General features: G+C 71.5%; 11 protein-coding genes and 1 tRNA gene. 4 read left to right on the top strand and 8 right to left on the bottom strand.

What is annotated here, in order from left to right; all coding sequences use genetic code 11:
• Window positions 1-9: 9 nt before the first annotated feature.
• The 5 genes from AB0N82_RS07765 to AB0N82_RS07785 form a co-directional block, all read right to left on the bottom strand.
• Complete coding sequence (locus AB0N82_RS07765; RefSeq protein WP_363391187.1) at window positions 10-792, bottom strand: carbohydrate ABC transporter permease; 783 nt, start codon at window positions 790-792, stop codon at window positions 10-12.
• A gap of 128 nt (window positions 793-920) precedes the next feature.
• On the bottom strand, window positions 921-1,853 hold the full coding sequence (locus tag AB0N82_RS07770; protein ID WP_363390074.1) for a sugar ABC transporter permease: 933 nt from the start codon (window positions 1,851-1,853) through the stop codon (window positions 921-923).
• A gap of 2 nt (window positions 1,854-1,855) precedes the next feature.
• Window positions 1,856-3,214, bottom strand: a complete 1,359-nt coding sequence (locus tag AB0N82_RS07775) for an extracellular solute-binding protein (RefSeq protein ID WP_363390077.1) — start codon at window positions 3,212-3,214, stop codon at window positions 1,856-1,858.
• A gap of 136 nt (window positions 3,215-3,350) precedes the next feature.
• Window positions 3,351-4,547, bottom strand: a complete 1,197-nt coding sequence (locus AB0N82_RS07780) for an ROK family protein (protein WP_363390080.1) — start codon at window positions 4,545-4,547, stop codon at window positions 3,351-3,353.
• Between the two features lie 60 nt (window positions 4,548-4,607).
• The gene (locus tag AB0N82_RS07785; RefSeq protein WP_315994907.1) at window positions 4,608-5,540 is read right to left on the bottom strand and encodes an ROK family protein; all 933 of its coding nucleotides are present in this window, start codon (window positions 5,538-5,540) and stop codon (window positions 4,608-4,610) included.
• Window positions 5,541-5,706: 166 nt separating this feature from the next.
• Between AB0N82_RS07785 and AB0N82_RS07790 the strand changes: the two genes are divergently transcribed.
• The 3 genes from AB0N82_RS07790 to AB0N82_RS07800 are packed head-to-tail and all read left to right on the top strand — an operon-like array spanning window position 5,707 to window position 10,302.
• Entirely contained in the window at window positions 5,707-6,750 is a 1,044-nt protein-coding gene (locus AB0N82_RS07790) for a MoxR family ATPase (RefSeq protein WP_315994908.1), read from the top strand.
• 8 nt (window positions 6,751-6,758) lie between these two features.
• Window positions 6,759-8,003 carry a DUF58 domain-containing protein gene (locus AB0N82_RS07795; RefSeq protein ID WP_363390084.1) on the top strand — a complete coding sequence of 415 codons (1,245 nt, stop codon included), beginning with the start codon at window positions 6,759-6,761 and terminating at the stop codon, window positions 8,001-8,003.
• A complete protein-coding gene (locus AB0N82_RS07800) occupies window positions 7,990-10,302 on the top strand; it encodes a DUF3488 and transglutaminase-like domain-containing protein (protein ID WP_363390087.1) in 2,313 nt (770 codons plus the stop codon). Before AB0N82_RS07795 ends, AB0N82_RS07800 begins: the two co-directional genes overlap by 14 nt.
• Before the next feature lie 46 nt (window positions 10,303-10,348).
• Here AB0N82_RS07800 and AB0N82_RS07805 read toward each other — a convergent pair.
• From AB0N82_RS07805 to AB0N82_RS07815, 3 genes are all read right to left on the bottom strand, one after another.
• Window positions 10,349-10,440, bottom strand: a tRNA-Ser gene (locus AB0N82_RS07805).
• A 121-nt stretch (window positions 10,441-10,561) separates the two neighbouring features.
• Window positions 10,562-11,164, bottom strand: coding sequence for a GNAT family protein (locus tag AB0N82_RS07810; protein WP_363390090.1), 603 nt, complete (start codon window positions 11,162-11,164; stop codon window positions 10,562-10,564).
• Window positions 11,161-11,532 carry a MerR family transcriptional regulator gene (locus AB0N82_RS07815; RefSeq protein ID WP_363390093.1) on the bottom strand — a complete coding sequence of 124 codons (372 nt, stop codon included), beginning with the start codon at window positions 11,530-11,532 and terminating at the stop codon, window positions 11,161-11,163. The genes AB0N82_RS07810 and AB0N82_RS07815 overlap by 4 nt, the downstream gene beginning before the upstream one ends.
• Window positions 11,533-11,653: 121 nt before the next feature.
• On the opposite strand from AB0N82_RS07815, the gene AB0N82_RS07820 reads away from it, so the two are divergent.
• A complete protein-coding gene (locus AB0N82_RS07820; protein WP_363390096.1) occupies window positions 11,654-13,147 on the top strand; it encodes a SulP family inorganic anion transporter in 1,494 nt (497 codons plus the stop codon).
• Window positions 13,148-13,164: the final 17 nt, after the last annotated feature.

The raw sequence follows: 13,164 nt of genomic DNA on the forward strand, positions 1-13,164 counted from the left end.
GGGGACGGGTCAGCCCTTGACCGCGCCGGCGAGGGCCGACGGGCCGCCGAGTCCGCGCTGTACGAGCACGTACAGGCCGAGGACCGGGAGGGAGTAGACGATCGAATAGGCCGCGAGCTGGCCGTAGGCCACCGCTCCGAACGACCCGAAGAAGTTGAAGATGCTGACCGCGGCCGGCTGATAGTCGGGGCTGAGCAGCAGCACGAAGGGGACGAAGAAGTTCCCCCACGCCTGGATGAACGTGAAGATGAACACCACCGCGATACCGGGACGCATGAGCGGCAGGACGATCTGCACGAGTGTGCGCATCGATCCCGCGCCGTCCATCCACGCCGCGTGCTCGAGCTCGACGGGGACGCCGTCCATGAAGTTCTTCATCATCCAGATCGCGATCGGCAGGGCGCTCGCGGTGAGGAAGAGGATCGTGCCGCCGACGGAGTCGACGAGGTTCAGCTGGACGAACAGGCTGTAGACCGGCACCATGATCGCCGTGATCGGCAGACACGTTCCGAACAGCACCGCGTAGAGGAAGGGCTTTCCGACGCGCATCTTGTAGCGGGACAGCGGGTAGGCCGCGAGAGAGGCGAGCACCACGGTCGCGATCGCGGTGCCGCCCGCGAGCAGCACGCTGTTCCAGAGCGGGAGGAACAGCAGGTCGGGCTTCATCACCGCGGCGAAGTTGTCGAGGGTGATGACCTCGGGCATCTTGATCGCGAGGGTCGGCTGCGCGTCGAGGGACGCGGTGACCAGCCACACCAGCGGCACCACGAACAGGAAGCCGATGACGATCATGAGCGTGTTCGACAGCACGCTCAGCGCGCGCGTGCGCGGAGACGAGAGCGAGGCCTTCGTGCGCGTCGGGGAGGGCGCGGCCGACCGGGCGCGGCGGCCCGTGACCTCGGGGAGGGTGGTGGTGGCGCTCATGACGAGACCTCCTCGCGCAGGGCGCGGACGTAGAAGAACGAGAAGACGGCGCCGATGACGAGCATGATCGTGGCGATCGCGGTGCCGTAGCCGAGCTCGCCGAACTTCAGCCCCTGCTGGTACGCGAGGATCGGCAGCGTCGTGCTCTTGTTGCCGGGGCCGCCGCCGGTCATGACGAAGATGAGCGTGAACACCGACAGCGTCTGCAGGGTCACGATCATGGAGTTCGTGCCGATGGTGGAGCGGATCATCGGGATGGTGACGTGGATGAGGCGCTTGAAACCGCTGGCACCGTCCATCTCCGCCGCCTCGGTGATCTCGGGCGGCACATCGGCCAGCGCGGCCGAGTAGACCATCATCGAGAAGGCCGTGCCGCGCCAGATGTTGGCGAAGATCACCATGAGCACCGGCAGGGTGAACAGCCAGCTGACGGGCTCGACGCCGAAGACGGCGAGGACGGCATTCAATGTTCCGTTGTCGCGGAAGAACGCGTATGCGGCGAACGCCGCGACGATTTCGGGGAGAACCCACGCGGTGACGACGATCGTGCCGACCACGGCCGTCACGATGCGATTGCCGGAGCGCATCATCAGCGCCAGGGCCAGGCCCAGGACGTTCTGTCCGATCACGGCCGAGAAGAACACGAAGACGATCGTGTTGATCACCGCGACGGGGAAGTCGGGGGCCTTGAACAACTGGACGTAGTTGTCGAAGCCGACGAAGTCGCTGGCGACGGCCGTCGATCCCGACAGCGTCGCGTTCGTGAGCGAGCCCCACAGCGACACCAGGATGGGGCCGAGCAGGAACACGGCCAGCAGCAGGGCTGCCGGCAGGAGAGGGAGCGCCCGGGCCGACGACCGGAGGCCGCGCGTCTTCACGCGCGACCCCCGGCCGGTTCCGGTCGCCCCGGGGGTATCCAGGGCGGTCACGATCAGCCCTGCTGGGTGTTGTCTTCGCCCACGATGCCGATGACGGCCTGGTCGTAGGCGGCGGCCGCGTCGTCCACGCTCGACTGACCGGTCATGACGGCTTCCATCGCGACCTGGATCTGGTTCGAGATCTTGTCGTAGTCCTCGGTCGCCGGGCGGAAGTGGGTGGTGTCGACGAAGCTCGAGAAGGTCTCGAAGCTCGGGTTGGCGTCGAGGTACTCGCTGGACTGGGCGACGTCCGCGCGCACGGCGATCTGGCTGTTGTCGATGCCGTAGGCGGTGGCGTTGTCCTTGTTCACGGCGGTGGAGAGGAAGTCCCACGCGGCGTCGGCGTTCTTGGTGTTCTTACCGATCGCGAGGGTCCATCCCCCCGACATGCTGGTGGTGCCGGGCGCCTGGCCGTCCTGCGTCGGCATGGCGGCGATGCCGAGGGCGTCGCTCCACTCGGGCCACGCGGCGGTGCCGCCGTCGACCCACGCGGCCGACTGCCACGAGCCGTCGAGAGCGATGGCGAGCTTCGACGAGGGCAGCCAGTCGGCGGTCACGCTGGTGAAGATGTTGGGGTCGAGCGCCTGCTGCAGCGACGGTCCGAGGCCGCCCTGGTAGACGTCGCTGACGAACTGCAGCGAGTCCTTGAAGCCCTGGCTGCCGACGACCCACTTCTTGCTGTCGGTGTCGTAGAGGGTGTCCTCGGTGCCGTACATGAGCATCTCGAGCCCCTGCATGGATGCCGCCTCGCCGGCGGTCTTGCCCGAGTAGACGTTGATCGGGATGACGTCGGGGTTGGAGGCCTTGACCTTCTCGGCGGCCGAGAGGATGTCGGCCCAGGTCTTGGGCTGCCACGGCACGGAGATGCCGGCGGCCTCGAAGAGGGCCTTGTTATACCAGAGGCCGCGGGTGTCGGTGCCGAGCGAGACGCCGTAGGACTTTCCGTCGGGGCCGAGACCGGCCTGCTTCGCGCCCTCGGCGAACTGCGACCAGTCGTCCCACTTCGCGAGGTAGTCGTCGAGCGGCAGAAGGTAGCCGGCCGCAGCGTCGGACTGGATCTTGAACGTGTCTTCGTACTGCACGTCGGGAGCGGTGCTGGCCGACTTGTTCATCAGCGCGAGCTTCGTGTAGTAATCCGCACCCTCGGCCTGGATCGGGACGAGCTCGACCGTCATGCCCTCGTGCGCGGCCTCGTACTGCTTCTTGGCGTTCTCCATCAGCGTCTGCATCTGGTTGAACGTCGCCGTGGTCTGGTACGCGACTCGGATCGTCTTCGAGTCCGCCGCGTCGCCGCTGCCACCGGAGCAGCCGGCCAGAGCCACGGTCAGGGCGGTGGCGGTCAGAAGACCGGTCGCCATCGTCAGTTTCTTCATGGAAGCTCCCTTGCTCGGGTGGAGACACCGCGTCGCCAGAACCTTTTATAAATCAAATGGACTAACTCGGCAAGTCAGGGGGGCCGCAGCGGGGTAACGATCGCGACACGCCCCGCTATGAACGGTCCGGGCCGCGTCAGAGCGCGATCATCATGCGCGTCGGTCGGGCCGCGAACGCGCCGTCCAGCATCAAGCACGCGGCTCCCACGGCCGCCACATCGAGCCCGACCACCGAACGCCGCACGATGATCGGCAGCGTCGCCGTCGACGCGGGATCCGAGGCGACATGCTCCGCGACGATGTCGGCGAGCACCCCGGAAAGGCGTTCCCACGCGGGACCGCCGAGCACGACCTCGTCGACGTCGAGGAGATTGTTGGTCACCACGAGAGCCCGCGCGATCCGCTCCCCCGCCCGCCGCAGCACTCCCGCGGCCGCGTGGCGGGGATCCGCCGCATCGCGCACGAGACGGTCGAGGCCCGAGCGCGGGTCGGCGTCGATGTACCCGGCCTCGGCGATGAGCACGCGCGGTTCGATCGACACCCCCAGGCATCCTCGCGACCCGCACGCGCACAGAGGTCCGTCCGCATCCACGACCACGTGCGCGATGCCCCCGGCGTTGCCGGTCCGCCCGCGCACCGGAGCGCCCGCCACCGCGAGCCCCATGCCGACGCCGGCGCCGTAGTACAGGAACATCGCGTCGCTGAGCACGTCGGAGCGGTCGAACCACATCTCGCCGACCATCGCCGCGGTGACGTCCTTCTCGACGATGACGGGCAGCCCCGTCGCCGCACCGAGGTCTTCGCGCACGTTCACGTTGTGCCACTGCGGCAGCAGCGGCGGATCGAGAAGGCGTCCGCCACGGGCGTCGAACGGCCCGGGGGCGGCGACGCCCACCCCGAGAACGAGCTCGCGCGGCACCCCCGCACGCTCGACGATCGCGTCGACGGCCGCGCCCACGGCCGTCACCAGGGCTTCGGGAGCGACCTCGCGGAGCGCGGGGATCTCGTCGTGCGCGATGACCTCCCCCGCCATGTCGACCACGACGATCGTGTCGACGACGGGGTCGAGGTGCACCCCCACGGCGAACCGCGAGCGCGGCTCGAGCTTGAGCAGCGTCCGCGGCTTGCCGGGGCCGGAGATGACCTTGCCCGCCTCGATGATGAGACCGTCATCGGCGAGACGGCGGGTGACGTTGCTGAGCGTCTGCGCGCTCAGACCGGTGCGCGCCGAGAGCTCGACACGACTCAACCCCTCCGGCGAGCGACGGATGAGGTCGAGCACCAGCGTCTGGTTGTACTCGCCGACGGCGGGCAGATTGGAACCCGTACGCATGTTCCCCGCCCTCACTCGCCGGCCCGCGGCGCGGTCCTCGGTCTCAGGGTAGACCCGGCCTCAGGACTGCAGCGCGAGCGCTGCCGCCCCCAGCAGGGGGCCGTCGCCGTCGAGACCCGAGCCGACGATGCGGCACCGGCGCGCGTAGGCGTGCAGCGCCGCCGCCTCGGCGGCCGCGCGCACCTGGGCGACGTAGTCGGGGGCCACCTGCGAGAAGCCGCCCGCGATGGCCACGGCCTCGAGATCGCACAGTGTCGCCGCCGCTGCGATCGCCTGCCCGACGGCGATGGCCGAGCGGCTGACGGCGGCGATGGCGATCGCGTCCCCGGCCGCGTGGGCGGCGGCGAGGTCGAGCCCCGTCTCACCCTCCCACCCGTGCGCCTGCGCCCAGGCGACGGTCCCGGGGCCGGCCGCGACGGCCTCGAGGGTGGATGCCACGACCTCGTCGCCCTCGATGGTGCGCACGAACGTCTGGCCCAGGTGGCCCGCGTTGCCGCTGGCGCCGGGAACGGGCCGACCGCCCAGGATGAGTCCGCCGCCCACGCCGGTGGACACCACGATCGCCATCGCGTCGTCGCAACCCACGAGCGCTCCGCGCCAGTGCTCGGCGAGAGCGATGCAGGTGCCGTCGAGGGCGAGGCGGATCGGGCCGTCCACGAGCCCCCCGAGCACCTCGTCGATCGGGAGACCGGCGGCGAGGGGCAGGTTCAGGGGCGAGACCGAGCGGGAGGGCAGGTCGACGGGGCCGGCACTGCCCACACCGATCGCGCCGACGCGGGCGCCGTCGACGGCGGCGAGCGCCGCGGTGGCGGCCTCGCGGATGTTGCGGGCGATCTCGTCGCGGTCCGCGGCCCTCCCGGTCGGACGCCGGGTCACGCTCGCCCGCTCGACCTCGCCGGCGAGCGAGACGAGGGCGGCATCCACCTTCGTCCCGCCGATGTCGACGGCGAGCACGTGCGTGACGGCGGGCAGGGACGGGGTGGTGTGCGACATGCGCGGGCTCCTCGGGTGGACCAACGCTCCCCGATCCTAGGGGCCCGAGCATCCGCCGAGTGACGCCTGTGTGCCGCGTCGTTTCGGGCCCCCGCCCATGCCGAGCGGGTTACGATCAGGTCACGGCGGCGACGACGCGCCTCCACCCCGCGACGCAAGGGATGCCATGGACGAGACGGTCACGCCCGAGGCGGCATCACGACTCCGCCGCCCCGACACCACCGCTCGGCCCGCGGCCGACGCGCCCCTCGACGCAGAGACGTTCGCCCGTCTGACCGGGGGAATCCTGGCATCCGTGTCGCAGGTGATCGACGGCAAGCCGGAGGCGGTCCGAAGCGCCCTCATCGCCCTCCTCGCGGAGGGGCACCTGCTGATCGAAGACGTGCCCGGGGTCGGCAAGACGATGCTGGCGCGGGCCCTCGCGGCCACGATCGACGCCGACGTCCGTCGCATCCAGTTCACCCCCGACCTGCTTCCGGGCGACATCACGGGCGTGTCGGTGTTCAATCCGGTGCAGCGGCAGTTCGAGTTCACCCCCGGCGCGGTCTTCGCCCACATCGTCATCGCCGACGAGATCAACCGCTCCTCGCCGAAGACGCAGTCCTCTCTGCTCGAGGCCATGGAGGAGCGGCAGGTCACCGTCGACGGGCGCACGCACGTGCTGCCCTCCCCCTTCCTCGTGGTCGCCACGCAGAACCCGTACGAGATGGAGGGCACGTACGCCCTGCCCGAGGCGCAGCGCGATCGTTTCCTCCTGCGCATCTCGATGGGATACCCGGATGCCGCGGCCGAGGCGCTCATGCTCCGCCAGCGCGACGCGGTCAACCCGCTCGACGGGCTCACCCCCGTCGTCTCGGCCCGCCAGGTGACCGCCATGATCGCCTGGGCGCGCGGGGTGCACGTCGCCCCGGCACTCGAGGAGTACGTCGTGGCGCTCGCACAGGCGACGCGCAGTCACCCCGACATCCGGCTCGGCGCGAGCCCCCGGGCGACCCTGCAGCTCGTTCGCGCCGCCAAGGTGCGGGCGGCCCTCGACGGCCGGTCGTACGTGATCCCCGACGACATCACGGCCCTGCTGGCGCCCGTCTTCGCCCACCGCCTGATCGCCAACCGGTCCGCGGCCGGAGGCAAGGCGGGGGCTGCGGTCGTGGCTGACGCCCTCGAGCGGATCGCCGCGAGCGTGCGCGTACCCCTCGCCGCCCGACCGTGAGAGCCCGGGTGAGGCGGTTCTGGCCGTTCACGGTGCGCGGCACGGGGGCGCTGCTGCTCGCCGTGGCGGCCTTCGTGATCGCCCAGCGCGCCGGCATCCCCGAGCTGCTGTACTTCGCGACGCTCCTGGCGGCGCTGCTCGTCGCGTCGGCGGTCGCTCTGCTGCTGACCCGCGGATCGGGCGCCGTCACGCGTGTCGTCTCGCCCGAGGTGCCGGAGGTCGGGGGGCCCGCGAGCGTGACCGTTCGCGCGGGTATCCAGAGCGCACTGCCGACGGCCCCGGGCCGGTGGCGGGACGCGCTGCCGGCGGGACTGACGGGGACGGCCGAGGGGGCGTCGCCGACGATCTCGTCGAGCCTCAGCGGTACGGCCTCCACGATCGAGGTGCGCTACGACGTGACGGGGGCTGCGCGGGGGGTGCACGCCCTCGGACCGTTCGAGGTCACCACCACCGACCCGTTCGGGCTGGTGCGCCGGCGCATCGCCCTCGGCCGCACCACCGCCGTGACCGTGGCGCCGACGGTGCGCGATCTCGCGGCGCTCCCCGTCGCCGCGGGCGAAGCGGGCGGATCGCGGCAGACCACGACGCTGCAGATCGGCCAGGGCGCCGACAACCTCGTCGCCCGCCCGTACGCGCCCGGCGACTCGATGCGCCGCATCCACTGGCGGGCCACCGCGCACCGCGACACGCTCATGGTGCGTCAGGAGGAGCAGGAGGCGAGCCCCGCGGCCACGATCGTGCTCGACCGCGCCCTGTCGCGCTGGTCTCCGGTGGCCGCCCACGCCCCCGGCGGCGACGCGGCGTTCGAGACGGCCGTCTCGGCATGCGTCTCGGCGGTCGCACGGCTCGTGCACGAGGGGTACACGGTCGACGTCGTGGACAGCGACGGTCAGCTTCTGGCCGATCCGGTGGAGGGCGGCGACGACGCCGACGCCCGTGCGACCGCGGCGGCCTTCGCGAGCCTGCGTGCGCGCCCGGACGACGCGGCACGACGTGTCGTCCCCGCCACGGCGGCGGGCCTCACCGGCCTCCTGATCGTGATCACCGGGGCCTTGCAGGCAGACGACTTCGAGGCCCTCAGGGCCGTGGCCCAGCGCTCCGCCCTTCCGATGCTGCTGGTCGTGGCCGAGCGCGCGGATCTGGACTCGTTGCGCGCGGGCGGCTGGCGCGCGGCGCAGGTGCGTCCCGGTGGCGATGTGGCCGCGGCATGGGACGACGCGATCGAGCAGGGGTACGCCCGTGTCGGTCGCTGACATCACGCAGTTGCGCACCGCTCGGCGGCGGCGCGACGCCGCGCTGCTGGCGGCGGGACTGTACGTCGCGATCATCGCGGCGCTGCTGCCCGCGTTCTCGGTGATCGCCCCCGGCGCGTGGGTGGCCGGCGCGGCGGCCCTGTCCGCCGCGGTGCTCGGGGCGGGGCTGCTCGTGCGGCTCGCACACCTCCCCGCCGTGGTCGCCACCATCATCGAGGCGGCGGTCTGGATCGTGGGGCTCACGCTGCTGTTCGGTCGCTCGACCGCCCTGCTCGGCGTCATCCCCACCCCGGCGACCTTCGCGACGGTGCCGGGGCTGCTCTCGGGCGCCTCCGAGGAGATCCGCCTCGGGGTGGCCCCCGTGCCGCCCGAAGCCGGGCTGAGCTTCCTGCTCGTCGCGGCGGTCGGCGCCCTCGCCCTCGTGCTCGACCACGTCGTGCTGACGGCGCGCATGCCGCTGCTCGCGGGCGTCGGCCTGGTCGCGGTCTCGCTCATCCCCACGATCGCGATCCCTTCCGACGTCGACGTCGCCGGTTTCGTGCTGCTGGCCGCCTCGCTGCTCTTCCTGCTCCGCATCGATACGCGGGCTCGCGCCGCAGCTCCCGCGCCGCGGCGGCCCTCCGCCCGCGCGCCCGGTCGTCTGGGGGTCTCGGCGACGGCCCTCGCCGTCGCCGTGGTCGCCGTGATCGTCGCCGTGGTCGCCACCCCGCTCCTCCCCCAGCCCGGCCTGCGCTTCGCCACCGGTGGATCGGGCGGCACGGGCACGACCATCAACCCCAACCTCGAGCTCGGCAACGACCTGCGCCAACCGCGGGAGGTCGACGTGCTCACCGTGCGGACGACGGCCCCGACGGCGCCGTACCTGCGGGCCGTGACCCTCTCCCGCTTCGACGGAGCGGTCTGGTCGCCCGACAGCTCCGACACCGTGCCCGTCCCGGGCGACGGAGCGGTGTTCAGCCCGGTCGAGACCGACGCCGACATCGCCCGCGTCGACTGGACCACCGACGTCACCGTCGACGCCCTCGACAGCCCCTGGTTGCCCGTGCCCTACCCCGCCGCGACCGTCACCGGGCTCGACGGCGAGTGGCTCGGCATGCCGCAGAACCGCACGGTCGTCACGCGCGCGGGTTCCACGCGCGATCAGCAATACGAGGTGCAGGCGAGTGTGCCGCGACCGACGCTCGAGCAGATCCGCAGCCGCTCGGTGGGCGACCCCGGCCTGAGCGCCGATGTCAGCGCCCTGCCCGCCGATGTGCCTTCGGTCATCGGCGACACGGCCCGCGAGGTGACGGCCGGGACCTCGACCCCCTACGACGCCCTGCTCGCGATGCAGACGTGGTTCCGCAGCAGCGCGTTCCGGTACTCGCTCGATGCACCGGTCGACGCAGGCTTCGACGGCGCGGGACTGGACGCGGTCGCCGATTTCCTGCAGGTGCGCGCGGGATATTGCGTGCACTACGCCTCCGCGTTCGCGGTGATGGCGCGCTCGCTCGGCATGCCGTCGCGCATCGTCGTCGGATACCTGCCGGGAACGGCTTCCAGCATCCCCCAGCAGGGTGGCACCGAGTACACCGTCACCTCGAGCCAGCTGCACGCGTGGCCGGAGGTCTACTTCCAGGGCATCGGCTGGGTGCCCTTCGAACCGACGAACAGCCTCGGGGTGCCGACGAACTTCGCATCGGGATCGACCTCGAACGGCGGCGCCACGCCCACCACCCCCGAACAGGATGCCGCTGCCCCCGACGCCCAGCCGTCATCGGCGCCCTCGTCACCCGACCGCGGCGACGTGGGGGCCGTGGAAACCGGCGCCGCGGCGACGAGTGCGCGTCCGGGCGCCGCCTGGGTGCCCGTCGGGATCGTGGTGCTGGCGCTGCTCGTGGCCGCCTTCGTGCCGGCGCTGTTGCGTGTCGTCCGGCGCCGCCGACGTCTGAACGCCGCGGGCGCGGGGGATGCCGTGGCCGCGTGGACCGCGCTGCGGGAGGACGCGATGGATCTCGGCATCCCAGCCCCCGGCGCCGAATCGCCTCGCGCCTTCGCCGCGCGACTGGTCGAGGAGCACGGCGTCGCCGCCGACGACGCCGACCTGCTGCGGGAGGCCCTCGAGCGCGTCAGCTATGCCGGTGACGCGCCCGACCCCGCGCACGGACCGGCGCTGGCCGCGGCGGTCGATCGCGTCCGAGCGGGCCTGCTCGCGCGGGCGACCCCGGCCCGCCGCGCGCTCGCGCGAGTGCTGCCCCGCTCGCTCGTGGTGCGCCCGGGGGCGGTGGATGCCGAGCGCGAGAGCGCGAGCGTGGGCTGAACGCCGAAGAGCGCCACCCTCGATCTCGAGAATGACGCTCTTCGTGTGGCGGAAGTGACAGGATTTGAACCTGCGAGGCGAGTTACCCCGCCTACATGGATTCCAGCCATGCTCCTTAGGCCGCTCGGACACACTTCCAACAGGAAAGCTTACACGGCTGCCGGCGTGGCCCTGACTCACGGCGGGCCCCATCGTGGTCCCGACGGCTTCACGAGGCAGCACGCCGCGAGCATCCGGCACACAACGTCTCGCCGCGTCGTCAGCCGGATGCCGTGTCGGGTGACGCGGATGCCGCGAGCCGCGCCTCGAGCCCCGCTCGCGCCGGGGGCCACTCGTCGCGGAGGATCGAGAAGTAGAGCGTGTCGGCGACGGAGCCGTCCGGCGCGACGCGGTGCCGACGCAGGCGCCCCTCCGGCGTCGCGCCGAGCCGCTCGATGGCGCGGGCGCTGCGCTCGTTGCGCGCGTCGCATCGCATCGCCACGCGATTGACTCCCCAGGTCTCGAAGGCGTGGCCGAGGAGGAGGAGCTTGGCGGCGGGGTTGGTCTTCCCGCCTTGGAACGTGCGTCCGTACCACGTCGTCCCGATCTCGACCCGCCCCTGCGTGGGCACGTACTCGTAGAACGTGGTCGATCCGCGTACGACGCCGGTGCCGGCATCCCGCACGGTGAAGGCGAACAGCCCCGGGGTGGCGAGCTGTTGCTCGACGTGCGCGGCGTAGGCGTCGACCGAGGCCGGCCACGGCGTCGTCATGCGACTCCACAGGTCGGGGTCGGTGAGGGGCCACGCCGCGGCGGCGTCGGACGGGTCGGCGGGAGAGAGACGGATGCCGTGCCCCTCGAGCGTGATGTCGTGGGCGGTCATCGCGCCTCCAACTGCGCGATGAACTCGTCGGCAGCGGCGACCTTGCGGCGCAGGTCTTCGCGGCGCTGCTGCGCCTCGTCGCGGATGCCGGCGAATCGATCCCGCAGTGCGGTGTCGCCGGGATCGGCCTCGAGACCGTCGACGACGCTCAGCAGCTCGCCCATCTGCTCGAGCGAGTATCCGAGCGGCTTCATGCGCCGGATGAGCAGCAGGCGCGATTCGTCGTCGGCGGTGTAGAGCCGGAACCCGCCCTCGGTGCGGGCCGAGGGGCGCAGCAGGCCGATCTCGTCGTAGTGGCGGAGCGTGCGGATCGACAGCCCCGTGCGCTCGGCGAGCTCGCCGATCTGCATCGGACGCTCCTCGGTCATGGCATCCCCGATCCCGCAAACCTCACGTTACGGTAGAGTTCTTCTCGGTCGCGGTTGCGACCCCTCTATTCTTCCCCGCGCCGCCGCGGGTTCCCACCGAGCCCCCCTCAGGAGCATCGACATGACCGACGTCCTCGCGCGCCCGCGCCCCGAACCCACCGTCCTGCAGGCGCTGCGCTCCCCGCGCCTGCTCACCCGCGAGGTGCTCGCCGGTCTCGTCGTGGCGATCGCCCTCATCCCCGAGGCCATCGCATTCTCGATCATCGCCGGCGTCGACCCGCGTCTCGGACTCTTCTCGTCGTTCGTCATGGCCGTGGCCATCGCGTTCCTCGGCGGGCGTCCCGCCATGATCTCGGCGGCGACCGGAGCGATCGCGCTCGTCATCGCCCCCGTCGCCCGCGAGCACGGCGTCGACTACCTCCTCGCGACCGTGATCCTCGGCGGCATCCTGCAGGTGATCCTCGGACTCGCCGGGGTCGCGAAGCTCATGCGCTACATCCCGCGCAGCGTCATGGTCGGGTTCGTGAACGCCCTCGCCATCCTCATCTTCATCGCGCAGGTGCCGCAGCTGATCGGGGTGCCGTGGGCGGTGTACCCGATCGCCGCGGCGGGCCTGGCGATCATGTACCTGCTGCCGCGCGTGACCAAGGCAATCCCCGCTCCGCTCGTGGCGATCGTGCTGCTCACGGGTGCGGCCGTTGTCTTCGGCATCTCGGTCCCGACCGTGGGCGACCAGGGCGCCCTGCCCGAGAGCCTGCCCGCACTGCTGATCCCGAACGTGCCGTTCACGCTCGACACGCTCGGCATCATCTTCCCGTTCGCCGTGGCGATGGCCGTCGTGGGCCTGCTCGAGTCGCTCATGACGGCAGCCCTCGTCGACGACATCACCGACACCCCCTCGTCGAAGACGCGCGAATCGCTCGGCCAGGGCGCCGCGAACGTTCTGTCGGGCCTGTTCGGCGGAATGGGCGGCTGCGCGATGATCGGCCAGACGATGATCAACGTCAAAGCCTCGGGGGCGCGCACCCGGATCTCGACGTTCCTCGCCGGCGTGTTCCTGCTGCTCCTGGTGCTGGCGTTCGGCGACGTCGTCGCGATCATCCCGATGGCCGCTCTCGTGGCCGTGATGATCGTCGTGTCCATCGCCACCTTCGACTGGCACAGCATCCGCCCCTCGACCCTGCGCCGGATGCCGCTGAGCGAGACCATCGTCATGGTGCTGACCGTCGCCGTCACGGTGTGGACGCACAACCTGGCGATCGGTGTCGGAGTGGGCGTCGTCGCGGCCGCGGTGCTGTTCGCACGCCGCGTGGCTTCGCTGACGAGCGTCACCCGCTCCGTCGAGGGGGACACCGCCCGCTACGTCGTGGAGGGCGAGCTCTTCTTCGCTTCGAGCAACGACCTCACGACCCGGTTCGCGTACCACCGCGACCCCGCGCACGTCGTGATCGACCTGTCGCGCTCGCACGTGTGGGACGCCTCGACCGTCGCCGCGCTCGATGCGGTGCGCACGAAGTACGCCCACCTCGGCACGACCGTCGAGCTCGAGGGAATGAACGACACCGCGGCCCGCTTCCACGATCGCCTCAGCGGCGGCCTCGGCGCCGGGCATTGACCGGCGGTCGCACCGAC

The organism is Microbacterium sp. NPDC089186 (assembly GCF_040685115.1).
In the GTDB taxonomy this organism is placed as follows: domain Bacteria; phylum Actinomycetota; class Actinomycetes; order Actinomycetales; family Microbacteriaceae; genus Microbacterium; species Microbacterium galbum.